Consider the following 25,703-nt stretch of genomic DNA (forward strand, 5'->3'; position numbering starts at 1 on the left):
TCAAGCTCTGGAACGGTTCACACTAATTTAACGGGCCCGGCTTGGGAGCGGCTCTGCGCGCTGTTATAGTCCGGCCTTATTGTTGCAATTTATTGCTCAGATTCTTTGTTCTGATGTCCACGCAGGATGCCTGGTATGACCAATTCATCTCCCCAGACTTTATATCCGGACGCCAGCCCGGTGGCTGAAATCCCGTCAACCTTGAAGTTGATTGACAGTTTGCGCCTTAACGCCCAGCTGGGTAAGAACAGCCACTTTTACGCATCGCTGAAGCGCCGTAACCTGCACATTCTCTGTGGTGTCCCGGTGGTGATTATTAATCTGATTCTGGGGTCGGTATTTTTTGCTCTGTTACAGGCCGAGTTACCGGACTGGGGCAAATGGCTCAGTGCCGGTCTGGCATTACTGGCGGCTGCTCTGGGCGGTGTGCAGACTTTTTTTGATTTTAAGAAAAACTGCGCCGGTCATCGTGAAGTTGGTAACGATTATCTGGAGCTGGCGCGTGAGTGTGAGCGTCTGCTGGCACTGTACGATGATGAACTGATGAATCTGCAGCAACTGGCTGTGGAACTGCGCCGGCTGAATAAGGAATATGCCGAGATTAACGAGCGCGCCGAGATGTTTATTGTGACACCACGTGAGTATGAATATGCCCGCCAGCGTTTGCTGACACGGGCACGATAGCGCTAGTCATCCCGGCTGCCGCTCTGTTGCCGGAATCGGAATCCACATAATAATAAGGACGACAGCATGCCAACTGAATGGGCTTATCAGAGTGCGACCCGCTTACTGGCGGCAATGGCCGCCGGACAACTGAGCAGCCGCGATCTGCTCGAATATTACCGCCAGCGGATCGAACGCTATAACCCGCAGCTTAATGCGGTGGTCGCCACCGCTTTTGACGCCGCTTTTCGCCGTGCCGATGAGGCTGATAATGCGCGCCGTGAAGGTGTGTCCTGGGGACCACTGCACGGTCTGCCGATCACCATCAAAGATACCTTCGAAGTGCAGGGCATGCCCTGTGTGGCCGGCGCACCGGCACTGGCCGGACATCGGCCGGACAGTAATGCCTTTGCGGTGCAGCGCCTGCTGGATGCCGGCGCCATTATTTTCGGTAAAACCAATGTGCCGCTCTATGCCGGCGATATTCAGAGTTACAACAAGGTGTACGGCTCGACCAATAACCCCTGGGATGAAAGCCGTACGCCAGGTGGCTCGTCCGGCGGTGCCGCAGCAGCGCTGGCCGCGGGCTTTACCGCACTGGAGCTGGGCTCGGATATTGGTGGCTCGATCCGTACACCGGCGCATTTCTGTGGTGTGTTCGGCCATAAAGTTACCTACGGCATTGTTTCCAGCCGTGGCCATATTCCTGGGCCGCCGGGCATGCTGAGTGAACCGGATCTGGCGGTTCCCGGTCCGCTGGCGCGCAGTGCCGAAGATCTGGATCTGGCACTGCAGGTGGTGGCTGCTCCCGGGCCGCTGATGTCGGAACATTGGTCACTCAATCTGCCGGCGCCACGGGCTAAGCAACTGCAGGATTTCCGCGTGTTGCTGTGGCTGGATGATCCGCTCTGTCCGCTGGATGAAACCCTGAAGCCGGTGTATGACGGCCTGTACCAGCAGCTGCAGCAAGCGGGCGCGAAAGTGACGAACGGCGCTCCTGAAGGAGTCTCACTGAGCCGCTTCTTTCCGGTGTATATGAGCCTGCTGGGCTCGGTGCTGGGCTCCGGCATGAAGCCCGGACAGCGGCGTATGATGCGTCTGATGGGCGGCATGGCCAAACGCTTTGGCCGCTGGCTGAAAAGCGGGGCATACGGTGATGAATTTTTGCTGGGCATGGGGCAGAGCCATGCTGACTGGGTAAAGCGCAGCGAAGAGCGTCATCGCCTGACCGAGTCGTTCAGCAAGCTGTTTGACCAATACGACGTAGTGCTGACGCCGGTGGCGATGACGGCGGCCTTCCGTCATTTGCAGGATGTCCCGATTCAGGTGCGCAAACTGGATGTGAATGGCGGGCAGCGTAACTACTCCGATATGTTTATGTGGATTGCTCCGGCCACCCTGATGGGGCTGCCTGCGACCAGCGCACCGGTCGGGCAGACCGCCACCGGCCTGCCGGTTGGCATTCAGATTCTGGGGCGCCGCTACGATGACCGAACGACCATTGAGTTTGCCCGGCTGCTGGAACAGGCGGGTATGGATTTCCGTGCGCCGCCGGGGCTGAGCTGAATGCCGGCAGGGGAGGATGGCAGCCTGCTGACTGTACTCTTTGCCGGGTTGTCGGTACCGGCGTTGCTGACCTTATTGCTGTGCAGCTTTCTCGGTTCGTTGCTGACAGCGGCACTGGGTGTTGGCGGCGGGGCATTTCTGATTACGGTAATGGCCGGTATTGTGCCGCCGCTGGCACTGATTCCGCTGCATGGCATGGTGCAGCTGGGCTCTAACGGTTCCCGCGCCTGGCTGGCCCGGCGGCATACTCAATGGCCTAAGGTCGGTTGGTTTTTAGCCGGCGCTTTACTGGCCGTGGTGTTATCCGTACTGGCTTTGCACTGGTTGAGCGGGCGCCTGGACCCTGGTGTTATTCCGCTGTTTATCGGTCTGTTTATTCTCTGGCTGAGTTGGGGCAAAGTGCCGCCGGTTGGGCTGGGGGAGCATCCTCTGGGGTTGTTTGCAGGAGGCTGGCTGACGACGCTGGCGACCATGCTGGTCGGAGCCACGGGGCCTTTGGTGTCGGCCTGGCTGGGACGCAGCGATGGTGACCGCTGGCAGTACACGGCCAATTTTTCGACCAGCATGAGCGTGCAGCATCTATTAAAAGTCGTGGTATTTGGCTTTGCCGGTTTCGCCTTCAGCCAGTGGCTGCCATTACTGCTGCTGATGGTGCTGGCCGGTTATCTGGGTACCCGTGCCGGTCTGAAACTGATGGGCAGGATTCCGGAAGCCTTGTTCCGCACCTTGTTCCGTTGGGTGCTGACGCTGTTGGCGTTACGGCTGATCTGGGTCTGGTATCAGGGCTGACAAGCCGCTGCACTCAGACGCCGATATCTTCGTTCCATAATGTTGGCTGATCTGCAATAAAGCCGCGCATCAGTTCAATGCATTCTGCATCGTGGAGTACGGTCAGGCTGACACCGCGCTCGCGCATATGGGCCTCGGCGCCCATAAAGGTAACGTTTTCGCCGATCACCACCCGCGGGATGCCATACAGCAACGCGGCGCCACTGCACATATCGCAGGGGGACAGGGTGGAGTAGAGCGTGCATTCACGGTAGTCGGCGGCGGTTAGGCGTCCGGCGTTTTCCAGACAATCCATCTCGGCGTGTAACACCACGCTGTTCTGTTGTACCCGGCGGTTATGGCCGCGACCGATAATCTGCCCGCCTTTAACCAGAACCGAGCCGATGGGAATGCCGCCTTCGGCCAGTCCTTTACGTGCTTCTTCCAGTGCGGCCTGCATCGCTTGCTGATCGTTCATAGGTTTGTCCTTTTGCCTGTTTTTGCTTTGGCCGGTTGCCGTTTTTATGGGGCTACCAGAGATCGCCGAAACGTTCGCGGTGGCTTAAGTATAAGCGCAGGTCGAATTCCAGCTGGTGGTAATCCGGTTCCATATAGCAGCACAGTTTGTAGAAGGCTTTGTTGTGTTCTTTCTCGCGCAGGTGCGCCAGTTCGTGTACCAGGATCATGCGTAAAAAAGCCTCCGGCACCTGACGGAACAGGGTGGACACGCGGATTTCGTGCTTGGCTTTCAGCTTGCTGCCCTGCACCCGCGAGACAAAGGTGTGCAGTCCGAGGGCGTGATTAATGACGTGAATTTTGTCGTCATAAATTACTTTGCTCAGCGGTGGAGAACTGCGCAGGTGGTCGTTTTTTAACGCCATGGTGTAATCGTACAGCGCACGTTCGTTATTCAGGCTGTGACTGTGCGGATATTTTTTCTGCAGCAACGGACCGAGTTTACCGGCCTCCAGTAACTCGGCGGCCTGGCGTTGCAGATCGGGGCTGTAGCCGTTGAGATAGTTTATCTGGCGTTGTTTCATGGGTTCCTGTTCGTTACTTGGTTAACGACGTGCCTCAGGGATTGAGGGCATGGTTACGGCACAGCTCAATCCAGGCCTGAATACCGGCGCTGCGGTATTTCTGGCGGTGCACAATCATGTACAGCTGGCGGCTGAAGTCGCGTTGCGGGGCTGTTAAATGCACCAGGCTGCCACGGCGGAAAGCATCGGTAAGGGTAATCTGCGACAGACAGCCGATACCGAGCCGCGCTTCCACCGCACGCTTAATGGCTTCGGTGTGCTGTAGCTCAAGGGTGATGTTGAGGTCGGGCAGCAGGCCGTGCAGGGCGCGGTCAAAGGCCTGCCGGGTGCCGGAGCCGCTTTCGCGCAGAATCCAGCGGGCTGCGAGTAAGTCGCTGTCATCGATATGGCCCTGCTGTTGTTGCTTGTGCGCCAGCTCGTCGTCGGGGTGGCAAAACACCGCCAGTTCGTCGTTATGCCAGGGAATCATTTCCAGTTCCGGATGATTCAGCTCGCCTTCAATCAGGCCGATGTCCAGCTCGTAGTTCAGCACTTTGTCGGCAATCTGGCGGGTGTTGGCCACATCCAGCCGCACCGGTGCATCCGGGTGTTCGGCCATATATTTCGCCATTAAACCCACCGCCAGATAATTACCGATGGACAGGGTCGCACCCACATTCAGCGGCCCGGCTTCGGCATGGCGCAGCAGTATCTGTTCGAAATCCTGTGCCTGAGCCAGCAGCGCTTCGGCCCGTGGGCGTACCAGCCGGCCCTGTTCGTTCAGCTGCAGGCGCTTGCCGACACGGTCAAACAGCTGCACGGCAAACTGATGCTCAAAGTCTTTTAACGCGCTGCTGGCGGCACTCTGCGACATGGCCAGTTCATCGGCGGCGCGGGTCAGGTTCTGGTGGTGGGCAATGGCAATAAACACTTGCAGCTGACGCAGGGTGTAACGCATGGCGGCCTCGGAGATGCCGGAGCCGGCATCGGGTTGTTATTCGGTAAAACCGAATAAAGTTATTCAGATAACTTGATTTGCCGATAGTCTGCCGTGGGTTACTCTGCCTGACAAGTTAAATTGGCCGCCAGGAACCAGCCATTATGAGCAATCTGATCCGCGAAACTGTTACCAGTGTGCATCACTGGAATGAAACCCTGTTCAGCTTTACCACCACCCGTAATCAGGGGCTGCGTTTCAAGAATGGTCATTTCACGATGATTGGTCTGGAAGTGGAAGATAAGCCACTGCTGCGTGCTTACAGCATTGCCAGCGCTAACTATGAAGAAGAGATGGAGTTTTTCTCCATCAAAGTGCAGGACGGCCCGCTGACCTCTCACCTGCAAAAGCTGCAGGTTGGCGATGAAATTCTGGTGGGTACCAAGCCGGTGGGCACACTGATTACCGATAACCTGCTGCCCGGTAAAAACCTCTATCTGCTGAGCACCGGCACGGGGTTAGCGCCTTTTATGAGCATCATCAAAGATCTGGATGTGTACGAGCAGTACGACAAAGTGATTCTGACCCACGGCGTGCGTTGGGTATCCGAGCTGGCGTATCAGCAGCGTATTGAGCACGAACTGCCGAACAACGAATATTTTGGCGATGTGGTGCGCGAAAAACTGATTTATTACCCAACGGTGACCCGCGAGCCGTTCCGTAATAACGGCCGCCTGACCGATGCGCTGACCAGTGGCAAGCTGACCCGTGATATCGGCCTGGCCGATCTGAACCCGGAAACCGACCGCTTTATGCTGTGCGGCAGCCCGGCGATGCTGGATGACCTGACCAGAATTCTCGATGACATGGGCTTTGAAGAAGCGCGTGGCGGTAAGCCGGGGCATTATGTGATTGAGCGTGCCTTCGTCGAAAAGTAAGGCGCTGTTGCCAATGAATTCGCCGTGATAGCGGCAAGCGGGTAAGCCCGCCCGTTCTCTGTTCTGCCGGAATCTTGGCCCGTCAGAACAGAGAACGGGTGGGCTTTTTTATTGGCCGTTATTCCTCTGCATGCTCAAAACTGAGCAGCAACTGACGCAGCAGATCGTTCAGTTGCCGTTGTTGTTCAGGCTGCAATGCGTTGAGCAGACGTGCCTGCAATTGCAGATGGTGCTCAACTGCACGGTTAATCAGTTCGCGGCCACTGTCGCTCAGCTGTACCAGCAGGCTGCGGCGGTCATCGGGATCGGGCAGGCGCTCAATCAGGCCGCGTTGTTCCAGCCGGTTCAGACGGTTGGTCATGGCACCGGAGGTCAGCATGGCCGATTTAAACAGAACCGTCGGAGTTAAGCGGTAGGGCGGGCCGCTGCGCAGCAGGGTGGCCAGCACATCAAACTCACCACTGGCGAGCCCCAGCTGCTTATGCAGTTCGCTGATTTCCTGACGGGTATAGTTTGCCAGACGCGATAGCCGGCCCACCGCCTGCATCGGCCAGATATCCAGGTCTGGCCGCTCCTGCTGCCATTGGTCAGCAATAAAATCCACATGATCCTGAGTCATAAGGTGTCGCTTTTCCTGTGTAAAACGGAATCTGTTCAGTGTGCCCGGGAAATATCTTAACATAAAGATATTTGACCGGGATCGTCGTTAGGGATATCTTTGCTTGAAATATCTTAACATGAAGATAAATGGTGGGCAGAAATGACAGCGAGCAGTAAAGATATACCCGTTGGTTTGCCGCTATGGCTGATGGCCGTGGCAGCTCCTTTGTTGTGGGGAACAACCTACGCGGTGACGCAGGCTTTTCTCCCCGGAGTTGATCCATTCTGGCTGGCGACGCTGCGCATCGTGGTGCCCGGCGTGATGATGGTATGGCTGGTGCCGCTGGCGGTGTGGCGCCGGCATTGGCTGAACATTGTGGTGCTCAGTGCGCTGAATATCGGCATCTTCACGGTGTTGTTGTTTGGTGCTATTCAGCGCTTACCGGGCGGCATGGCAGCGACACTGACGGCCAGTATGCCGCTGCAGTTACTGCTGTTGCGCGCGTTGCAGGGCAGGCTGCCGGCCCCTTTGCAGTTGCTGGCTGCGGTGGGCGGGATGGCGGGGGTTGGGCTGCTGGTCTGGCAGGCTCCGGCTGAACCTGACTGGACGGGAGTGGCGCTGGCTTTGGCGGCGGCATTCTGCATGGCGCTGGGCGTGTTGCTGATGCCGGTTCTGGGGCGCGGTATCAAACCGCTGGTACTGGCCAGTGCGCAGTTGTTCAGTGCCGGTGTTGTGTTATTGCTGCTGATGCTGCTCTGGGGACGGCCGTTTCCGGCACTGGATACTCAGGGCGTGCTGGCGCTGGTCTGGCTCGGACCGGTGGGTATGGGACTGGGTTATTACCTGTGGTTCCGTGCTATTACCCTGATTGCCGTTGATAAGCTGGCCTTTATGGGGCTGATTAATCCGGTGGTGGCAGTATTGGCCGGTGTTCTGGTGATGGGTGAACTGATGAATATCAGTCAGGCTTTTGCCATTGCACTGGTGCTGTTCTGTGTGTTGCTGGCTCAGCATCCGGCGGCGCAGCGGCATTTGTCTGCAGCCAGGGTCAGTTAAAACTGGCACTGAAGCTGCAATGTCTCCGGTTAGCTAAATAAATCGTCGGATTTCCGGCGTTATTTGAATGATCGTGTGACAGGAGAATGACAATGCCCGGACAAGGTACCGTAGAAGATGTACTGCGCAGCCTGAACTTTGCTCAGGATGTCGGTAAGCAGATACGCGACGCCGGTTATGTGCTGGATAAAACAGAGCTGAAGCGTCTGCTGGCTGAACTTACCTCGGCGGTTGCCTCCAGTAAAATGGAGCTGGCTTTGCTGCAGGGCGTGTGTGAAGCCCGTGACGAAGAACTGATCCGCTTACATGAAGCACTGGTGTACAAAGGCAATCTGCGCCGCCGCGGTGATGGCTATTACAAAACGCTGGATGGCCGTCCTTATGGTCAGCCTTATTGCTCCTACTGCTGGGAGAGTAAGCAGCAATTACTGCATCTTCACAGCCGGATTCTGAGTAAAGACATCCGCATCTGTCCGGGCTGCAAAAATGAATATCAGGCCATCCGCACACCGTATCTTGAAGCGGACGGCATGACGGTTTAAGCCAGCGCACGCCGATCGTTGCAGCTGGGAGACAGAGTGTCTGCGCTGTTTGGCGGGAAAATGGCCGGACAGGTAGAGGCTGCTCTCGCACTTCGCTCAGGGCACGGCTATATTGGCCGCGCAATGTCTGGCGATGGAATCCGTATGAAGCTGCTTAACCCTGCTGTTCTGATTTTAAAGGTATCGTTACTGGTCCCGGTTCTGGTCTCAATGCTGTGTCCTGTTTTTGTGGCCAATGCTGAAGACACTGAGGCTGATGCCGGAGCCGGTAGCGAACCGACGGTGCTGGAAGAATTATTACCCGCCACCGGGCCGCTGAAAACCAAGCAGCAACCGGTTGATATGATTGCGGATGATGAGTTCAAACCAGCATTGCGTGACAACCTGCCGCAATTGGTTGAAAAAATTCAGGTTGAGCGCCTGGCATCCGACAGTCCTTACGTGATGCTCCCGCACCGGCCTAATTATGTGTTGCCTCTGTCTTATCAGGGCCGTCCCAGTGATCGTGAACAGAATCGGGTTTTGCAACATTACACCGGAGATCCTGACGCTGAACGCGAAGCTGGCAATGATCATCTGGAGGCGGTATTTCAGCTCAGTATCAAATACCGTTTGTCCGAAGGTCTGCTGGGAAAATTCAGCAGCATTGATGTGGCTTATACCAACCGTTCCTTCTGGCAGGCGTACAACGGCGATATTTCCCGGCCATTCCGTGAAACCAACCACGAACCCGAGCTGATATTTTCCTGGCAGCCACAAAATAAATGGGTTGATTATTTTTCTCTGGCCATTAATCACCAGTCCAATGGTCAGACCAGCTCGATGTCGCGCAGCTGGAACCGGGTTATTGCCCAGGTTGCATCGGTATCGTCTACAGGGATCTATTCCACCCGGATCTGGTGGCGCCTGCCGGAAGAAAGTAAGGCTGATCCTTTTGACCCCGCCGATAATGATAACCCGGATATCGACGATTATATGGGTAACGGTGAATTCACCTATATCCATGTCATGGGCAACCACAATATCAGCACTATGTTGCGCAATAATCTGAATCCGGATAAAAACCGTGGCGCGATTGAAATCGGCTGGACCTTTCCGCTCAACCGTAAAATCAAAGGCTTTGTGCAGTATTTTAATGGTTACGGTGAAAGCCTGATTGATTACAACCGCTATCAGGAGCGTATTGGCGTCGGCATTAAACTCAGCGACTGGTTCTGAGCTGGCTGTATAACAATAGCGCGGTATAATCGCCGCGCATTCAGGCCGGAATTTCTATGATGTTAACCCTCGGACTTATTATTAATCCTTATGCCGGTATCGGTGGCGCCGTTGGCCTTAAGGGCAGTGACGGCGCGGACATCGTTGCCGAAGCTCTGGCCCGTGGCGCTGAGCGTAAAGCTGTATTACGTGCCCGTCAGGCGCTGGATGTTTTGATGGCATTAAAAGAGCGTTGCCACTTTCTGACTTGTCCCGGAGAAATGGGGGCCGATCTGCTGACGGAGCTGGGTTTTTCTTACCGTCTGATCGACGCCGATATTCCACAGGTGAATACCAGTGCCGAACATACCCGCCTGGCGGCGGCCGCAATGCTGGAGAATAACGTCGATTTACTGTTATTCGCCGGTGGCGATGGCACCGCCCGCGATATCTGTGCGGTTATTGGTGATACCTTACCTGTACTCGGTATTCCGGCTGGCGTGAAAATTCATTCGGCGGTGTATGGCATTACTCCGGCGGCTTCCGGTGAGGTGGTGCGCAGTCTGCTCGAAGGCGGACTGGTGGATATTAAAGAAGCCGAAGTACGTGATCTGGATGAAGAGGCTTTTCGTAATAATCAGGTACGAGCACGGCATTACGGTGAAATGCGTGTGCCGCAGGCCGGGCATTTTGTGCAGGCGGTAAAGCAGGGCGGCGTTGAAGTTGAGGAGCTGGTGCTGGCTGATATTGCTGCCTTTATCTGTGCCGATATGGACGATGATGTGTTGTATCTGGTTGGCTCAGGCAAAACCACACAAGCGGTGATGGATGAATTAGGGCTCGATAATACTCTGCTGGGTGTGGATGCTGTCTTTAACCGCGAGCAGATTGGTAAAGATTTAACCGCGGCTGAAATACTCAGGCTATTGGCAGAATATCCGCAGGCTCAGGCGATTGTCAGTGTGATGGGCGGTCAGGGACATATTTTCGGCCGTGGTAATCAGCAGTTCAGTCCGGAGATTTTGCGTTTGCTGGGTAAAAAGAATATCCGCCTTATTTCAACCAAAACAAAAATTGGCGCACTGAATGGCCGGCCGTTAATTATGGACAGTGGTGATCCTCAATTGGATAAAGACTGGGCCGGGACCATTGAAATCACTACCGGTTATCGTGATCAGATCGTACATACCCTGATATAGAAGCGGTTAAACCGGTGTCAGCAGGTCGCTGATCGCAGGCTGAAGAACAATGTTTAAACAATAAAAAAACGGCACTGGCCCACTGCTGCTCCACAGTTTTTAATCAGCACCGCAGCTGACAAAAACAGCATTTTTTAACATCCAGGCCCAATGCCTCCCAGGGGAACTTATCCCCTTGCCGGCGGGCCGACCCCAGCTTCGCGCTTTCTGGGCCGTGAGACTCCGGGCGTCCTGCCCTTCGCGCTGCGCGCCAGCCTTCGGCTGTTCATTTTGCTCCGGCAAAATAGTCCTTGAAACCTTGATATTTACTGGCCGCGCGGCTCATCGGCCATCCATGGCCCCTTTCTTTAAAAGACAGGGCTTGCCCGCATCCCTGCGGACAGACCAGAAATATCATCGGTTTCTGCGGCGGCCCCAGAGGCGCAGAAAACCATCACCGCGATTCCGCTTTTCAAATCAAACGTATTCTTTTAAGTCTCATGTCTCAAACACGGTTTCCTTTGAAATGCGGCTGAGCGAATTACTTAAACCGGCGATCGTGCGGCGCCAGACAACCAGATGATTCTGCGGCCTTCAGAGCAAAACCCTGCCCCGGAACGATACAACTTATTGGTGTTTTAAAGCGTCGTTCCGGGGCGAATTGTTTTGCGTGCCGCATAATCACAGTTGGCTGCCCTCTTTTTTCTAAGTCAGGCCGGACGCGCCGAAAAGAGAGGATCGTAAGGAGATACCTCTCCTTGCAGGGGTCCAGGGGCTTGCCCCGGAAAGGCGTTTCAGATTGAAAAATAGTAGTCTATGAATGCTGCAGTTTGGAGTGACACAATGTCACTCCAAACTGTGGGACAGTAATGGGCGTTGGCCGGTTCTTTTATTGTTTTCCCGGTGGAAGATTGAGTCATCAGTTGACGACAAATTTCTCTACCGTCTGATTCAGACGCGCTGCCAGTTCTGCCAGTGCCGCACTGGCCAAGGCCGCCTGAGACGCCTGCTCATGGCTGGTACTGGCCAACTCATTAACACGTACGACGTTGCGGTTAATCTCTTCGGCAGCATAGCTTTGCTCTTCGGCTGCAGTGGCGATCTGGGTGTTCAGGTCGTTGATGCTGCTGATGTTGCTGTAAATCACCTGCAGAGCTTCACTGGCTTCACTTACGCGGGCGATACCGGTTTCGGCGCGGTCACGGGATTTCAGCACGGTGTTGACCACTTCAGCGGTTCCTTTATTAAATTCGTTGATGGTTGCCCGAATAGACTCAGTGGATTCCTGAGTTCGGCTGGCCAATGTCCGCACTTCATCGGCAACCACGGCAAAGCCACGTCCCTGCTCGCCGGCACGTGCGGCCTCAATGGCAGCGTTCAGAGCCAGCAGATTTGTTTGTTCGGCAATGGCACTGATTTCACCCAGAATCGCGCCGATACTTTCACTGTCTTTCTGCAGTTTTTCGATGGCCTTAGTGGCCTCCAGAATTTCACTGTTGAGGGTTTCAATTTCGTGGCGGGCTTCATCCGAAATACTTTTTCCGCGACTGACCTCGCGATGTACTTCGTTGACCGCACTGGCTGCCTGATTAGCATTGCCGGCAATGTTCTGAATAGTTGAGGTCATTTCGGTCATGGCAGTAACCGCCTGGGCAACTTCTTCCTGTTGCTGATTGCTGGCATCGCCGACTTCACGGGTAATGGCTGACATCTCTTCCGATGCGGAGGCTACTTCGGTTGCACCGGATTTTACCTGCTCAACGGTTTCGCGCAGTGTGGCAATTAAAGCGTCAAAGGCATGAGATAAAATACCAATCTCATCACCGGAGCGGTGACCGATTAATTGTGTCAGGTCGAGGTCGCGGGCAATGCGCTGAATTTTTCCGGTAATATTCTGCACAGGCTGGTAAATCGCACGGGATACCAGAAAGGTCAGGGTTGCAACCACGGCGAAGGTTAACAGGATGCTCAGCGTGAGGGTTGTATATACCCGCTGAGTCATGGTTTCCATTTCGCTGGTGATGTAGACCGTCAGCTCATCAAAAATGGTTTCGGTTTTATGGATGGTGCTGCGCATCTCGCCGCGCAGACCTTCTTTTTCGTTTAATCCCATCAGCTGCTCTTTATTGAACAGTGTGGTGAACTGATCCTGGTAACTCCTGAGTTCCTGCTGAACCTGACTGTTACCGGCCAGACTGCTGCGTTCCAGCGCCTGACTGAAATCGTTAATACCCGCTTTGAATTTATCCATATAGGATGGGTCGCTGCGCAACATAAAATCTTTTTCATGGCGGCGCAGCATCAGCATGTAATAAAGCAGCTCATAGTCTTCGGAAGATTTTGCCGAGGTTTCGATATCATGTACGGCTTTGCGCAGGCCGCCATACAGACCGCTTTTAGGGTCCAGACCGATTTCCTGCTGAGCAGCGGCAAGGGTATCAAATATCTTGCGGTAACCATTCACCTGGGTGCTCAGTTGCTGGACCTGAGTGGTATTCAGACCCAGTCCCCGCATGTGGCTGTTCAGTTTCGTGATGTCATCCTGAGTTTTATCTGCGACGGTACCGAACTGCTGGACATACTTCATATCCTTGCGTGCCAGAAAATCCTTTTCATTACGGCGCAGCAGCAGAATATCGCCACTCACCGTTTGCTGTTGATACAGCACATCAGATAAAGCACCAAGGCGGGAAAACTGCTGTACGCTCAGTGCTGATGTAATTATCAGGCCAAGAACAACCAGCACCAGAATCATGCTGTGTTTACTTTTAATGCTGAAATTGTCAATAACCATGGGGTTAACCTTTATGTAGCTATGACAGAAGACTAGAACAACTGCCGTAGGGCGCCAGTGCTATGCAGTATATGGCAGGTTTTGGCTGCGTATCGCTGTTTCCGGTGTAGCCATTGGCATGGCAAGTCCTAGGGAGTACGGATATATCCCTGCTAATTTAATACGTAAGTACCATAATAAAAAATAACAGGGCCTTACCATGTCGATTATTACTCACGCCAGCCGCTACCGGCGCACCGGTTTTTGTATTCTTTCTGCTTTGACACTGCTCCCCCTGCAGGCTGTTGCTTTGCACAGCATTCCTGCTGCAGATGAGGTGCTTATCAGAGAAAAAGTCGTTGCCGGTCAACAGGATAAGGTCTTTGCCGCTGCCTCTGGCCGCGAGCTTGGATTCCGTGGCTTCAACGTATCCGGTGAAGTGAAGCTGGCAGAATCGGGCTTTAAAGCCTTTAAAAACAGTGAAGATGCGCAGGTCAGTCTGGGCTTACTGAAGGACAAAACCGGTGCCAATCTGATTCGCTACACCCTGGCATGGGAAGGTGTGCAACCGCAGCCGGGGCAGGTGGATGAAGATTATCTGGCGGCGCTCAGCCAGCAGATTGCCATCGCAGCGGACCTCGGACTGTATGTGCTGTTGGATTATCACTCGGATTTATACAGCCGCCATACCTTTACGGCCGATTCCGGCGATACCGGTAATGGTGCGCCGCGCTGGGCGGTAAGCGATGTTTACGGCAAGGATGATTGTGGTCTGCCCTGTCAGCTGACCTGGGCTGCGCACAAGCAATCCGATTCGGCGGTACGTAATGCCATGCGTGGTTTCTGGGCTGACCACTGGGCGCTGAATCAGGATCTGGCCGATATTGAACTCTATCTGCCTGCGTTGGATCAGTGCGTGGATATTGCTGGTGGCCAGGCCGGGAATTCGGTCACCGTTGGCGGCTGGAGCTGCCATGGCGGTGCTAATCAGCGTTGGCATTATCGGCAGGATGGCACCTTACGCAGCCTTACGGACACGGGACAGTGTCTGGATGTAGCCGGTGCCAAAACCGCAGCGGGTACCGATATTCAGGTGTATCAATGCAACGGCAGCAGCGCGCAGCAATTTATGGCGGATGCTTATGGCCGCGTACACGCTGTGCTGGACTTGAATAAATGCCTGAGCCTGAATAACGGTAATGTGCAGCTGGATGAGTGTGTGGCAGCCAGTCAGGTTACAGACAGCCATCAGCAGTTTCAGCTGCGTGATGCCGCCACCGGCCTCTCTCTTATGCCGCAACTGGATTTTGTCCAGAGCCAGTTTGTCTGGCAGCTGGGGGAAATGCTGAATTATCTGCAGACACATCTAACAGCCGCACAGCGGGCGATGATTATTGGCGTTGATCCGGTTAATGAGCCCTTTGACGGTGGCATCGGCAATATGAGCTATGCCGACTGGGATAATGAGGTGCTGTGGCCATTTTATCAGCGTGTGCGTGCAGAAATGGATCAGCGCGGCTGGAGTAATACCCCGGTGTTTGCCGAGCCGATGGTGTTCTGGAGTTCTATTGCCGGAGCCGTTGCACCGGCAACCGGTGGCCATCACTTAACCTATCAGCCCGGTGATGGCTTTGTTTTTAACAGCCATTTTTATGATCAGGCCCGTATGGGCGTTAATGATTTAACCGTGGCGCGTAATGGCAGCTATTTTTCCAATATTGACCAGATCCGTGACGAAGCCCGTTATCTGAATATTACGCCGTTTTTATCGGAGTTCGGTATGTGGCTGGACGGTTGGGGACATACCGATACCGAGCGGGTGGTGAATGCCACCTATCAGGGAATGGAAAGCTCAGATCGCGTTTCCGGTAAAGACCGGTATGTGGATTTTTATACGCCTCTGATCAGCGGTACTCAATGGCAGTGGGACTATTATTACGACAACCATCAGGAATTACAGAACGGTAATCCTCAGCGCGTAATGACCGACGATGATGCCTGGAATGGCGAGAATTTTTCCGTCATCCGTGATTATGGCCAGAACTACAATATTAATGCCGAACTGGTACAGCGTGCTTATCCGCGTGCATTGCAGGGGGATCTTCTGCATTTCAGTTACGAAGGCCGGGTACCGGATCGTGCCGGCGACCGGATGAACTACCACAGTATCCGTGTTTCTTTACCGCCGTTATTTTCTGAACGTGAATTTCTGCGCAATACCGAATTTTCTTTTGCTGCCTGGCGCGGACGTTTAAGCGATGCGCCGACGGAAATTTACTGGCCACGGCATTTGGCAAAAGAACAACTTACTGTAATTACTGATGCCGGTATTTTTCCGGCCGCGACATTATCGGCTGCGGTAACACAGCAAGCGGATGAAGTGGTTATGATTTCTGATCGCGGGGCTGGCACTGGCCAGCGGGTATTCATCTGGGATGATGTCACGGAAGGAGAAAATTCTGACAGTCTGCATTTTGCCCTGTTAATTCATGGGGATGCAGGGCTCAGTGGCGAAGAACTGGCGGATTTACAGGCGGGTATCCGCTATCAGTTAGCGCAGGGAAAAAGCCCGGTGTATCTCACCGGCAGTATGACGCATTCCGGCTATAGCGCCGACAAAGGAACTGCGGCCAATGGTTTTTCGCTGATTAATGCCCGCTCAGGCTTATGTCTGGATGTTGCCGGGGCACGCAGTTGGAACGGCACGAATGTGCAGTCCTATCCATGTAATGGCAGTAATGCCCAGCGCTGGTTTTACGATGCCAACAGTGGCTATCTGAAATCGGCACTCGGCAATAAATGCTTAGATCATGGAGGCCAGTTACGTGATAACGGTAAAGCTGTGATCTGGGACTGTGTAAACAGCGATAACCTGCGCTGGAACCTTCAGCCGGATGCTCAGGGTTATCAGCTGATTCCGCGCTCATCGGATGCTTATGCCCTGGATGCCTATGGCACTGAGGACAGCTCTAATGTGGGTCTCTGGTCACGTCATCAGGGGGCACAACAACGCTGGAAAATGCAGTTCTGAACTCTTTTTTGTGGGGCCATAAATAATAATTAAAAAATAAACTTATAAATAAAAACCACAAAAATGGAATAACTCATCATGACTTCTGCGTTACACAGATCCCGGATGCCGCATGGCTCCGGGAGGCGGCGAAAGCCGCTGCTCAAAGCTTTGTTTCCCGTTACAACCTTACTGCTTGGCAGTGCACTGACACAGCCGCTGCTGGCTATGAGTGATACTCCGCCAGCGGAATCGCCTGCCGGATTAGCTCAGCCCGGTCCCGGGCTTGGTAATCTGAGCTACAGCAGCAGTGAATTATTCACGCCGGTATCCTGGATTAATCAGGATAACGGCATTCCGCCGACTTATGCTTTCCGCAAAGCTTATGGTGCTAACGTCGGCATGATGGTGGACGGGTATTTTCTGACGTTATTTGCACCGGACAGCGGCTGGGGGCCCGGTGGCTTCCTGCTGTATGACGTATCCGACCCGCGCAATATCCAGCTGGTAAAACGCATTTATGAACCGGAAGGGCGTACCGGCGAATTCCGCGAAGCCCATGCCTTTGGTCTGACCAAAATTAATGACCGCCGTTATGTCAGCGTGCAGACCATTAAAGGCATCGAAATATGGGATTTCACCGACCTTAACGACCCGCAGCAGGTCAGCAAGCTGGTTCTGCCGGGGGTGAATTCCGGTGACTATACCGCCGTTGCCTGGCAGCAGTGGTGGCAGGCGCCTTACCTCTATGTTGCCGCCTCGGATCAGGGGGTATTTATCGTTGATGCCAGCGATCCGGCGAATCCTGTTATTGCTAACCGTGGCAACGGCCGGCCGAACCCGGTACCGCCGGCTGAGCTGGGAGGTTCGCGCGTCGGGCCGATCTTTACGCTGGGCAACCAGATGGTGGTCACCAGCATGGATCAGCGCGATGGCTTTGCCAGCCTGGATATTTCCGATCCGCTCAATCCGCGTTTACTCGACCGCACCCCGGATTTACCGCAGGGCTATTACGCCACCTGTTTCGATGGCAATAAAGTGCATGCTTCAGTGCGTGGCGCCGGCGCTTATATGGTCAGTTATGACCTGAGTAATCCGGGTAAATTTGTACTGGAAAGCAACAGCCTGCAGATTGATGAGCAGCTGTATTGCGGTGTTCAGGACAACCACGTGTTTCAGGGGATAGAACACGCGGTGCATAAAGTGGATATCAGTAACCCGTTTAATTACACCGATATTGGCCATGGCTCCTTACCGGTCGCCAATGCCGATCATGGTCAGGTCGCGCCCTTTGGTAACCTGGTGTTTATCGGTAACGATCACGGCACCGGTAATGCCTTTATGGTGCACGATATTCACCCGGATACGACGGCTCCCTGGGTGAAGCAGGTGTCGCCACGTCCGGGAGCACTGAATCAGGCGCTGACCAGCCGTATTGGTATTGCCTTTGCCGACTCCGTCGATTTTGAAAGCATCAGTGCTGCGACTATTCAGCTGCGTCCTGTCACTGAGCCCGGTTCGGCACCGCTGGCCGGTACGTACAGTGCCTGGCTGGGACTGGTGAATTTCACCCCGGCACAGCCTTTGGCGCCCAACACCGAATATGAACTGCGGGTCAGCGGCGTAAAAGACTATGCCGGTAATGCCCTGAGCAGTCTGTATATCAGCCGCTTTACCACCGGCAGCGCGACCAATGCCAGCCTGGCTTACCACTGGCCGCTGGATGGTAATGGCCGTGATGAGGCCGGTGGCAACCACGGCGAGTTCAGCAACGGCCAGTTTACGGAAGGTGGTCTGGCGCTGAATGCGGCGGGTCAGCTCAGTCTCGATGACGATGTTTCGGGCATTCTGGGCGGTTCGGCCACGGTGTCGTTTTATTTAAAAACCACGCAAAGCGGCAGCAATAACGCCTGGCAGGCGCCGGGATTATTTGGCCGTGATAATGAGAACGGTACCGAAGACGTATTCTGGGGCTGGCTCGACAGCAACGGCCGCTTGCGCCTGAGCGCCGGTAACGATGCGGGCATCAGTACTCCGCAGGCTGTTAATAACGGTGAATGGCGGCATGTTGTGCTCAGCCGTAATTCTGCCGACGGTGCACTGAGTATCTGGCTGAACGGTGAGCGTGTTGCCAGTGGCAGTGCCCGCGCCGGTATTCTTGGCGGCGCCTGGTATAACAGCTATCAGACCTTAGGCCGCATTCTGCAGCAGGGGCAGGCGCTGCAGGGCGTTATTGACGATGTACGGGTGTACAACCGCGTGTTATCCGATAACGAAATCCAGACGCTGGCGGCAACGCCGGTGCTCAGTATCAATGCCGATACCCGCGAGATGCAGCAGCAGGTGAACACCGCCGGCAGCTTCCGGGTGGATATCCGTGGCAGTGAAAACGCGTTAATCAGCTGGAATTTTGGCGATGGTACGGTGACGCCGTTCAGCAGCGCCAACCCGGTCAGCCACCAGTACAGCACGCCGGGTCACTACCGGGTGATTGTGACTATTCAGACGCCGGAGGGCGAACAAACCCAAAGCTTCGAGCATACGGTGACTTATCCGCTGACACCTCAGGCTCCGGCGAATTCAACCCCGGTCACTGGCGATGGCCAGCAGGTGTATAACGTCAATCCGGATAACGGCACTGTGACCGCCATTAATGCCAGCTCCCTCAATAAAGTCTGGGAAGTGGCTGTGGGGCGCGATCCGAAAACCCTGGCCATCGGTCCGAACGGCTGGATCTGGGTAGCGGTGCAGGCTGACGATCTGCTGCTGGCACTGGACAGCGCCGGGCAAGTCCGCAAGCGTGTTGCCTTACCTTATGGCGACGGCCCTTACGGCATTGTCTTTACTCCGGATCAGAGTCTGGGTCTGGTAACACTGCAGAACCGTGGTCAGTTACTCAGCTTTGACCCTTATAGCGGTGCCGAACTGAACCGCGTTGCGGTGAATCCGGATGCCCGTGGTCTGGCGGTGGATGCCGACAGTGAACGGGCCTACGTGACCCGTATGCGCACAGCGATCAGTAATAACGGCACCGGTGGTGCTGAAATCAGTGTGGTGAACCTGGGCAGTATGACGGCAGAAAACAGCATTCTGCTGGCCAACGACACCAGCACCACCGACGCCGAAGACCGTGGCCGTGGTGTGCCGAACTATCTGCATCAGGTGGTGATTTCGCCGGACGGCCGCCGTGCCTGGGTGCCGTCAACCAAGGTGAATATCGAGCGTGGGCCGGTGCGTGATGGCCGGCCGCTGAGCCATGACAGTACCGTACGCACGGTGGTAAACCAGATTGACCTGAGCAGCGGCAGCGAGCTGTTTGCCGAACAGATCGACTTTAACGACCGCGATTCCGCTCATGCGCTGGCGTTCTCACCGCAGGGGGATTACGTGCTGGTGGCGCTGCAGGGCTCGAACACCGTTGAAATTGTCGATGCCTACAGCGGTGCAGTGCGTGGTGCGCTGAATCAGAGTGGTCTGGCGCCTCAGGGCGTGTATATCGATGCTGAGCGTCAGCGCGCCTTTATTTATAACTTCACCAGCCGCTCGGTCAGTGTGTTTGATCTGAAGGATGTGCTGGCATCGGTCAGCTTTGCGCCGGCAAAGGTTGCCGATATCATGGTGGTAGCCAACGAAAAACTGGAAGATTCGGTGCTGCGCGGCAAGCAGATTTTCTATAACGCCCGTGATCTGCGTATGAGCCGCGATGGTTACATGGCCTGTGCCAGCTGCCATATCGAAGGTCTGGATGACGGTGTGGTATGGGACTTTACCGACCGTGGTGAAGGTCTGCGTAATACCATCAGCCTGAAAGGACGTATGGGTCTGGGCCATGGCCGGGTGCACTGGACGGCGAATTTCGATGAAATTCAGGATTTCGAAAATGATATCCGCTACGCCTTTGGCGGTACCGGCTTCCTCGCGGATGCTGACTTTAACGCAACGCAGGCGCCACTGGGTGCGGCCAAGGCTGGCAAAAGCGCTGATCTCGATGCGCTGGCCGCTTATGTTGCCTCACTTGAACACTATGAGCGCAGCCCGTACCGCAGTGAAAACGGCAAACTGACGGCGGCGGCACAGAGTGGTGAAGCCCTGTTCGGTGAGGTTGGTTGTGCCGGCTGTCACAGCGGCGATACCAAGCGTGACGGACAACGTCACGATGTCGGTACCATTCTGCCGGACTCCGGTCTGGGCCAGAATCAACCGCTGGCGGGAGTCGGCTTTGATACCCCAACGTTGCACGGCGTCTGGCGTACCGCGCCGTACTTCCATAATGGTCAGCTGCCGACCCTGGAAGCCGTGCTGGCATCCGGACACGGTGCCAACCGCAGCCTGAACAGTGCTGAGCAGGCCCGGTTGCTGGCCTATGTACGCTCGCTCGATGGTGCTGAGAAACAGTACTTCCGCATGCAGATGCGTGACTGGGATGAATGCTGGGTGGCCGAAGGTGTGGGTGACGATGCCAACATTGGCCGTTATCAGTGCGGTGACTGGAACGATCAGTGGTGGTATCAGGATCTGCTCGGTCGCTTCCATCCGAAACGGGCCGAACATTATTGTGCCAAAGGTCAGGCCGCTGACGGTGGCTGGTTCTCGCTGTGGAAGTGTAATAACAACGCCGATCAGCAATGGCAGACCGACGGTTACCTGATCCGCCTTAAAGCCGATCCGGGTAAAGTGGTTGATGCTCATCAGGGCCAGTTACGTGAAGTAAATATGTGGAGTGAAAACGGCAACAACAATCAGTTCTGGCAGAAGAACCCGTCTGACTTCCGGCATTTACGCCATGGCAGTGGTTTGTGTCTGACGGCTGTTGCGGTGCAGCAGGACAGTGGTCTGGTACTCAGTGAGTGCCGTGTGGATGAGAAGCAGCAATGGCGTGAAGACAGCGCCGGTCGTTTCCATCTGCTGGCTAATCCGAATCTGTGTCTGGATTATAAAGGGCAGACGCAGGACAACGGTGCGCTGGTTCTCTGGGCCTGTAACGGTGACTGGAATCAGCAGTTTATCCGTGACGGAGCACAGCTGACGACCCGCCGTAATACGGCTTTCGCTGTTGAGTCAGCCGAAAATGTCAGCGGTGCCTCTGTGCGTATCTGGTCGCGTGACCATTTACCGCAGCAGCAATGGGTCAGTGAATAAGCAGTACTGCGCTGAGTAAAATTTGCAGTCAGTCTGGTAAATTACCGGGCTGACTGCGGGTTTAAGCAAGGCTGTGTTGAATAAAAATTGAGGAACAGCACGCTGTACGTTTCTATTACATAAAAGTTACAAATTCTAAGAGGATTGATAACATTGTTATTAATCCTTTTTTTATATAGGGGTATAAAATTCTTTTTTATTTTTTGTGGAATGCATGGTTTATGAAGTGCGAGTTTTGCCATCAGTCGGCATTAGCCGGAAAACCCATCACGGTTTCCGGAATCGGTATTGCACACCAGTCCTGTTATGAGCGTCATCTGATTGAACAACGTGTGTTTAAATCTCTGAATCTGCGTCAGCTGAATGCAACGGAATTGAATGAGCTGCAGGATCTGGTGCAGATTGAAGTTAATTCCCGTCAGTCGATTCATACCGAAATCGAACTCTGGTAGCCGCCCAGCAATTTGCCGGATAAAAAGCAACGACCTCTATGCCTCTTGGGCAATGTTTTATTCGGCGTATACTGATGCCATTACTAAAGATAGGGATACTGTCATGGCACAACCATCGGCTCATTTTAATCTGCCCACCAAACTGCTGCATTGGGGGTCTGCCCTGCTGATTTTTGCTCTCCTGGCGATTGGTATATTGCTGGAGGAATTACCCCGCGGGCCGGAAAAACTGCAGCTCGTTGGCCTGCATAAATCCTTTGGCGTAGTGGTGCTTATTCTGCTGATTATCCGTATTCCGGTACGTCTTAATAATCCGGTTGCCCCGTTGGCTGGTATACCAAGGGCGGATGTGATTAAAGCCAAAGCCGTACAGGGACTGCTTTATCTGTGCATGCTGCTGATGCCTGTCAGTGGCATTCTGATGAGTCAGAGTGCCGGATATCCGGTTGCGCTGTTTGGTCTGGAGTTACCCACTCTGATAGGTAAGAGTCACGATATGCATGAATTCTCTGAAGGTGTACACGGCCTGACAGCCTGGGCACTGGTGATTTTACTGGTAGCTCATATCGGAGCGGCGCTGTATCACCACATCAAGCTGAAAGACGACACGCTGAAGCGCATGAGTCTGAAAAAATAACCAAACCAGTTCAGCATAAAAAAACCGGCAATCCGCCGGTTTTTTTTGTCCGTTACGATCAGACCGAGCCAGCTCAGAACGGGCTCATCACCAGAACCACATCGGCATCGCTGATGGTCAGGGATTTCAGCATCATCCGCGCCATGGCTTCCGTCATATCCTGATCGCTCAGGGTGTAGACCGGCTGCTTGGTCAGCGCCGGGGTCAGCGCCTTCTGCGCCAGTGATATCAGCTGTGGCTGCAGCGACGGAGCCAGGCCATCAATATCAAGCTGGCGGATGACCGGTTCTTCAATAAAAAAGCTGTAGCTGGCTTTGTCGTAGCGGATTTTTCCTTCCACGGTCAGCTGGCCACTGCTTTGCAAACCGATGCTGGTGGCAATCACGGCATTGGTTTGCAGGCTCAGGCGGTTACCGCTGGGCAGCAGATCAAGCTTTGGATTACTCAGCGTTAACGTCACCATGCCCTGACTTTGTGTCAGGGGCATCTGGCTGTCTAACTGCTGCTGCAGTTGCTGTTCCGTGAGGCGTACTTCATAGGCCTGTGCGGCAAGACTGAACAGCAGCAGGCTGCTGGTGCAGAGTGTGGTTAATAATTTCACAGATGCTCCTTAACCGCCTTCTGCTGGCTCAGATTGCGGATTTTTTTATTGGTCTGCCACTTCCAGAAAGCGGCCAGCAGAGAACCGCTGATGTTGTGCCAGACGCTGAACAGTGCGCCGGGCAGGGCGGCCATCGGGCCATAAAATTTCAGTGCGAGCGCGACGCCCAGGCCGGAATTCTGCATCCCGACTTCCAGCGCAATGGTGCGCGCTTCCACTTCGGTATGACCATTCCAGCGTGCGATGCCATACGCCGCGGCCAGACCCAGCAGGTTATGCAGCATCACCGCCACAACGGCGAGTGCCCCCATGGTCGCAATCTCGTCAGCATTCAGGGCAACGATGATGGCAATAATGGCGAGAATAAAGGCACTGGCAATATCCGGCAGGTGGCTGTTCAGGCTGCGTCCGACCTGGGGAAGAAAGCGGTTGCACAACAGGCCACCGGCAATCGGCAGTAAGACAATCTGAGCGATGCTGATGATCATCGCCTGGGTATCCACGGCAATTTCAGCGGACGAATAAAAGGCAACCAGCCATGGCGTCAGCACCACGCCCCACAGGGTGGAGATCAGCGTCATGCTGACCGACAGCGCCACATCGCCGCCGGCCAGATAGGTCATCACGTTGGAGGCGGTGCCGCCGGCACAGGCGCCGACAATGATCAGGCCAATCGCCAGCTCTGGCGGCAGTTGCAGCAGCTGTACCAATAGCCAGGCGATCAATGGCATTAAGGTAAACTGCAGCAACACTCCCAGAGCGATAGGCTGTGGTTTATTCCAGACGCGGCGAAAATCCGCCCAGCGCAGGGTCAGGCCCATACAGAACATAACGATGGTCAGCAGCGGCACAATGGCGTCTTTCAGCCCTAGCAATGGCTGCGGTTCATACCAGGCGAGGGCGCTGACGGCGATGGCCAGCAGGGGAAAATAACGGTTAACAGAAAACATAGGAGCCTCCGGAAGCAGAGCGCTATGTTACCTCAGTGACGCCTGCGGCGCAGTGCTGAGCGTTGGTGTATCGTCAGTGCTTATCCGTTGTCTGGTATTTCACGCCGCTGGCGGGAATAATTCACCCGGTTGTAAATCCGATCAATAACGGAGTCATCATGGAATTACGTTTTGCCGACCTTAACCCTGTTGAGAGTTATCACCTGCTGATTCAGACCGTTCTGCCGCGGCCGATCGCCTGGATTCTGAGCGCAAATGACGATGGCTCATCCTATAACCTGGCGCCGTTTTCGTTCTTCGCGCCGGTCTGTGCCAACCCGCCCACCTTTGTGGTTTCTGTGGGTAAAAAGCCCGGCGGCGACGAAAAAGATACCTTTACCAATCTGGCCCGTGATGGCCGTTGTGTGCTGCACATCGCGTCGGTTGAACAATTACAGGCACTGAACGCCAGCTCAGCAACGCTGGCCTATGGCGACAGTGAGGTCGAGCGCTCCGGTCTGGCGCTGGAAGCTTTTGCGGGTTCAGAACTGCCGCGCCTCAGTCAGGCGCCGGTTGCTTTTGCCTGCACTCTGCAACAGCAGGTGGATGTCGGACCGGGCGGGCAGCATGTGCTGTTTTTACAGGCCGGGGCGGCGTATCTGGCGGACGACATTGTACTCAGCAAAGAGCCGCGCCTGCAGGTAGGGGCTGCGGAGCTGAACCCTCTGGCGCGTCTGGGCGGCAGTGAATATGCCGCGCTGGGTGAGTTGTTTAATCTGCCGCGGCCGGAATAAATACGCTGGCACAAAACAGCGTCGTAATAAAAAACGCCCGGAAATCCCGGGCGCAGCGGCGACTCAGCCTTTATTCAGAAAGCGGATAATGGCGCGGGTAACCGCCCGTGGCAGCAGCTGGCTGGCGGCGTAGGTCAGGGCAAATTGCAGACTGACGGCGCGGTGGGTCTTAGGCTGTTCTATCTGCTGCAGAATGGTTCGCGCGACATCCTCGGCATTCAGGTGCACACCGAGTTTATCCAGAACCGGGGCGCCGGAAGCCTGTTCATTCAGCATCGGTGTGCTGACAAAAGGCGGCATCACATCGCAGACACGGATGCCGTACTCTTCCCATTCCAGCTCCAGCGCTTCGGTCAGGCCGCTGATGGCAAATTTGGAGGCGGAATAACTGGCCAGCCGCGGAATGCCATAGGTTGCCGAGGCGGAACTCATATTGATCACCTGAGCGCCGCTGGTGTGACGCAAATACGGGAAGGCGGCCTGACAGCAGTGGATTGTGCCCATCACGTTGATATCGAAAATCTGCTGGTGGCGCTGGCTGCTGACGTCTTCAAAACGGTCAATCTGCAGAATACCGGCGGAGTTAAACAGCAGACGCAGCTGTTTGTCATGCTGCGCGGCAAACTCACCGATCACCGCGGCACACTGCTCGGGTTTGGTCACATCGAGGGCGTAGCAGCACACGCGCTGCTCATCCCAGCCCAGGGTCATTTCCTTTAATGCCTGTTCGTTAATATCCGCCAGACCCAGACTCCAGCCCTGAGCGTACAGGGTTTCGGCTGTGGCGCGGCCAATGCCGGAGGCGGCACCGGTGATAAAGGCATTTTTCATCATGTGGCTTTACTCAGTAAAAAGAACCAGAGTGTCAGACTCGCGATTATCGTCTGACAGGTAAAGGGTAAA

21 protein-coding genes are annotated in these 25,703 nt (G+C 54.9%); 13 read left to right on the plus strand and 8 right to left on the minus strand.

All coding sequences use genetic code 11. From position 1 onward, the window contains the following. Positions 1 to 135: 135 nt before the first annotated feature. The 3 genes from MT343_RS06515 (at position 136) to MT343_RS06525 (ending at position 3,018) form a co-directional block, all read left to right on the plus strand. Entirely contained in the window at positions 136 to 684 is a 549-nt protein-coding gene (locus tag MT343_RS06515) for an SLATT domain-containing protein (RefSeq protein ID WP_186435932.1), read from the plus strand. Positions 685 to 750: 66 nt separating this feature from the next. Then, positions 751 to 2,229 carry an amidase gene (locus MT343_RS06520; RefSeq protein ID WP_145469334.1) on the plus strand — a complete coding sequence of 493 codons (1,479 nt, stop codon included), beginning with the start codon at positions 751 to 753 and terminating at the stop codon, positions 2,227 to 2,229. Then, complete coding sequence (locus MT343_RS06525) at positions 2,230 to 3,018, plus strand: sulfite exporter TauE/SafE family protein (protein WP_186435933.1); 789 nt, start codon at positions 2,230 to 2,232, stop codon at positions 3,016 to 3,018. 13 nt (positions 3,019 to 3,031) lie between these two features. On the opposite strand, the gene MT343_RS06530 is transcribed toward MT343_RS06525, so the two are convergent. Genes MT343_RS06530 through MT343_RS06540 form a run of 3 tightly spaced genes read right to left on the minus strand, consistent with a single transcriptional unit; the run spans position 3,032 to position 4,974 of the window. Then, positions 3,032 to 3,475: a nucleoside deaminase gene (locus MT343_RS06530; protein ID WP_145469335.1), complete on the minus strand. Its 444-nt coding sequence runs from the start codon at positions 3,473 to 3,475 to the stop codon at positions 3,032 to 3,034. 52 nt (positions 3,476 to 3,527) lie between these two features. Continuing rightward, entirely contained in the window at positions 3,528 to 4,037 is a 510-nt protein-coding gene (locus MT343_RS06535) for a YgjP-like metallopeptidase domain-containing protein (RefSeq protein WP_145469336.1), read from the minus strand. Between the two features lie 34 nt (positions 4,038 to 4,071). Next, positions 4,072 to 4,974 (minus strand): LysR family transcriptional regulator, encoded by a 903-nt coding sequence (locus MT343_RS06540; protein WP_145469337.1) that lies wholly within the window; start codon positions 4,972 to 4,974, stop codon positions 4,072 to 4,074. Positions 4,975 to 5,117: 143 nt separating this feature from the next. Here MT343_RS06540 and MT343_RS06545 point away from each other — a divergent pair, with 143 nt between their 5' ends. Beyond that, complete coding sequence (locus MT343_RS06545; protein ID WP_145469338.1) at positions 5,118 to 5,891, plus strand: ferredoxin--NADP reductase; 774 nt, start codon at positions 5,118 to 5,120, stop codon at positions 5,889 to 5,891. Between the two features lie 118 nt (positions 5,892 to 6,009). Here the strand turns inward: MT343_RS06545 and MT343_RS06550 are convergent, their stop codons facing one another. Next, positions 6,010 to 6,510: a MarR family winged helix-turn-helix transcriptional regulator gene (locus tag MT343_RS06550; RefSeq protein WP_145469339.1), complete on the minus strand. Its 501-nt coding sequence runs from the start codon at positions 6,508 to 6,510 to the stop codon at positions 6,010 to 6,012. Between the two features lie 141 nt (positions 6,511 to 6,651). Here MT343_RS06550 and MT343_RS06555 point away from each other — a divergent pair, with 141 nt between their 5' ends. The 4 genes from MT343_RS06555 (at position 6,652) to MT343_RS06570 (ending at position 10,486) form a co-directional block, all read left to right on the plus strand. After that, positions 6,652 to 7,548 (plus strand): DMT family transporter, encoded by an 897-nt coding sequence (locus MT343_RS06555; RefSeq protein WP_145469340.1) that lies wholly within the window; start codon positions 6,652 to 6,654, stop codon positions 7,546 to 7,548. Between the two features lie 92 nt (positions 7,549 to 7,640). Beyond that, on the plus strand, positions 7,641 to 8,090 hold the full coding sequence (locus MT343_RS06560; RefSeq protein ID WP_145469341.1) for a hypothetical protein: 450 nt from the start codon (positions 7,641 to 7,643) through the stop codon (positions 8,088 to 8,090). A gap of 144 nt (positions 8,091 to 8,234) precedes the next feature. Beyond that, complete coding sequence (locus MT343_RS06565) at positions 8,235 to 9,308, plus strand: phospholipase A (protein ID WP_186435934.1); 1,074 nt, start codon at positions 8,235 to 8,237, stop codon at positions 9,306 to 9,308. 56 nt (positions 9,309 to 9,364) lie between these two features. Next, positions 9,365 to 10,486, plus strand: a complete 1,122-nt coding sequence (locus MT343_RS06570; RefSeq protein WP_368666043.1) for an ATP-NAD kinase family protein — start codon at positions 9,365 to 9,367, stop codon at positions 10,484 to 10,486. A gap of 898 nt (positions 10,487 to 11,384) precedes the next feature. Here MT343_RS06570 and MT343_RS06575 read toward each other — a convergent pair. Further along, entirely contained in the window at positions 11,385 to 13,259 is a 1,875-nt protein-coding gene (locus MT343_RS06575; RefSeq protein WP_145469343.1) for a methyl-accepting chemotaxis protein, read from the minus strand. A gap of 199 nt (positions 13,260 to 13,458) precedes the next feature. Here MT343_RS06575 and MT343_RS06580 point away from each other — a divergent pair, with 199 nt between their 5' ends. The 4 genes from MT343_RS06580 (at position 13,459) to MT343_RS06595 (ending at position 22,476) form a co-directional block, all read left to right on the plus strand. Continuing rightward, positions 13,459 to 16,269 carry a ricin-type beta-trefoil lectin domain protein gene (locus MT343_RS06580; RefSeq protein WP_145469344.1) on the plus strand — a complete coding sequence of 937 codons (2,811 nt, stop codon included), beginning with the start codon at positions 13,459 to 13,461 and terminating at the stop codon, positions 16,267 to 16,269. 207 nt (positions 16,270 to 16,476) lie between these two features. After that, positions 16,477 to 21,387, plus strand: a complete 4,911-nt coding sequence (locus MT343_RS06585) for a ricin-type beta-trefoil lectin domain protein (RefSeq protein ID WP_222428569.1) — start codon at positions 16,477 to 16,479, stop codon at positions 21,385 to 21,387. A gap of 221 nt (positions 21,388 to 21,608) precedes the next feature. After that, positions 21,609 to 21,839 (plus strand): DUF2175 domain-containing protein, encoded by a 231-nt coding sequence (locus tag MT343_RS06590; protein WP_145469345.1) that lies wholly within the window; start codon positions 21,609 to 21,611, stop codon positions 21,837 to 21,839. 103 nt (positions 21,840 to 21,942) lie between these two features. Beyond that, entirely contained in the window at positions 21,943 to 22,476 is a 534-nt protein-coding gene (locus MT343_RS06595; RefSeq protein ID WP_186435936.1) for a cytochrome b, read from the plus strand. A 73-nt stretch (positions 22,477 to 22,549) separates the two neighbouring features. Here MT343_RS06595 and MT343_RS06600 read toward each other — a convergent pair whose 3' ends face one another. Beyond that, positions 22,550 to 23,077 (minus strand): DUF1439 domain-containing protein, encoded by a 528-nt coding sequence (locus MT343_RS06600; protein WP_145469347.1) that lies wholly within the window; start codon positions 23,075 to 23,077, stop codon positions 22,550 to 22,552. Further along, entirely contained in the window at positions 23,074 to 24,027 is a 954-nt protein-coding gene (locus MT343_RS06605; protein ID WP_145469348.1) for a bile acid:sodium symporter family protein, read from the minus strand. The genes MT343_RS06600 and MT343_RS06605 overlap by 4 nt, the downstream gene beginning before the upstream one ends. Positions 24,028 to 24,185: 158 nt before the next feature. Between MT343_RS06605 and MT343_RS06610 the strand changes: the two genes are divergently transcribed. Continuing rightward, the gene (locus tag MT343_RS06610) at positions 24,186 to 24,800 is read left to right on the plus strand and encodes a flavin reductase family protein (protein ID WP_145469349.1); all 615 of its coding nucleotides are present in this window, start codon (positions 24,186 to 24,188) and stop codon (positions 24,798 to 24,800) included. A gap of 63 nt (positions 24,801 to 24,863) precedes the next feature. Here the strand turns inward: MT343_RS06610 and MT343_RS06615 are convergent, their stop codons facing one another. Further along, positions 24,864 to 25,634 (minus strand): SDR family oxidoreductase, encoded by a 771-nt coding sequence (locus MT343_RS06615; protein WP_243989470.1) that lies wholly within the window; start codon positions 25,632 to 25,634, stop codon positions 24,864 to 24,866. Positions 25,635 to 25,703: the final 69 nt, after the last annotated feature.

The sequence above is a fragment of the Venatorbacter sp. C2-1 genome (assembly GCF_022832715.1).
In the GTDB taxonomy this organism is placed as follows: Bacteria; Pseudomonadota; Gammaproteobacteria; order Pseudomonadales; family Oceanobacteraceae; genus Venatoribacter; species Venatoribacter alkanivorans.

What these genes read in the sequence shown, in the direction of transcription:
- MT343_RS06515 (WP_186435932.1), top strand. Translation starts at nt 136, where the DNA reads ATGACCAATTCATCTCCCCAGACTTTATATCCGGACGCCAGCCCGGTG.
- MT343_RS06520 (WP_145469334.1), top strand. Translation starts at nt 751, where the DNA reads ATGCCAACTGAATGGGCTTATCAGAGTGCGACCCGCTTACTGGCGGCA.
- MT343_RS06525 (WP_186435933.1), top strand. Translation starts at nt 2,230, where the DNA reads ATGCCGGCAGGGGAGGATGGCAGCCTGCTGACTGTACTCTTTGCCGGG.
- MT343_RS06530 (WP_145469335.1), bottom strand. Translation starts at nt 3,475, where the DNA reads ATGAACGATCAGCAAGCGATGCAGGCCGCACTGGAAGAAGCACGTAAA.
- MT343_RS06535 (WP_145469336.1), bottom strand. Translation starts at nt 4,037, where the DNA reads ATGAAACAACGCCAGATAAACTATCTCAACGGCTACAGCCCCGATCTG.
- MT343_RS06540 (WP_145469337.1), bottom strand. Translation starts at nt 4,974, where the DNA reads ATGCGTTACACCCTGCGTCAGCTGCAAGTGTTTATTGCCATTGCCCAC.
- MT343_RS06545 (WP_145469338.1), top strand. Translation starts at nt 5,118, where the DNA reads ATGAGCAATCTGATCCGCGAAACTGTTACCAGTGTGCATCACTGGAAT.
- MT343_RS06550 (WP_145469339.1), bottom strand. Translation starts at nt 6,510, where the DNA reads ATGACTCAGGATCATGTGGATTTTATTGCTGACCAATGGCAGCAGGAG.
- MT343_RS06555 (WP_145469340.1), top strand. Translation starts at nt 6,652, where the DNA reads ATGACAGCGAGCAGTAAAGATATACCCGTTGGTTTGCCGCTATGGCTG.
- MT343_RS06560 (WP_145469341.1), top strand. Translation starts at nt 7,641, where the DNA reads ATGCCCGGACAAGGTACCGTAGAAGATGTACTGCGCAGCCTGAACTTT.
- MT343_RS06565 (WP_186435934.1), top strand. Translation starts at nt 8,235, where the DNA reads ATGAAGCTGCTTAACCCTGCTGTTCTGATTTTAAAGGTATCGTTACTG.
- MT343_RS06570 (WP_368666043.1), top strand. Translation starts at nt 9,365, where the DNA reads ATGATGTTAACCCTCGGACTTATTATTAATCCTTATGCCGGTATCGGT.
- MT343_RS06575 (WP_145469343.1), bottom strand. Translation starts at nt 13,259, where the DNA reads ATGGTTATTGACAATTTCAGCATTAAAAGTAAACACAGCATGATTCTG.
- MT343_RS06580 (WP_145469344.1), top strand. Translation starts at nt 13,459, where the DNA reads ATGTCGATTATTACTCACGCCAGCCGCTACCGGCGCACCGGTTTTTGT.
- MT343_RS06585 (WP_222428569.1), top strand. Translation starts at nt 16,477, where the DNA reads ATGAGTGATACTCCGCCAGCGGAATCGCCTGCCGGATTAGCTCAGCCC.
- MT343_RS06590 (WP_145469345.1), top strand. Translation starts at nt 21,609, where the DNA reads ATGAAGTGCGAGTTTTGCCATCAGTCGGCATTAGCCGGAAAACCCATC.
- MT343_RS06595 (WP_186435936.1), top strand. Translation starts at nt 21,943, where the DNA reads ATGGCACAACCATCGGCTCATTTTAATCTGCCCACCAAACTGCTGCAT.
- MT343_RS06605 (WP_145469348.1), bottom strand. Translation starts at nt 24,027, where the DNA reads ATGTTTTCTGTTAACCGTTATTTTCCCCTGCTGGCCATCGCCGTCAGC.
- MT343_RS06610 (WP_145469349.1), top strand. Translation starts at nt 24,186, where the DNA reads ATGGAATTACGTTTTGCCGACCTTAACCCTGTTGAGAGTTATCACCTG.
- MT343_RS06615 (WP_243989470.1), bottom strand. Translation starts at nt 25,634, where the DNA reads ATGATGAAAAATGCCTTTATCACCGGTGCCGCCTCCGGCATTGGCCGC.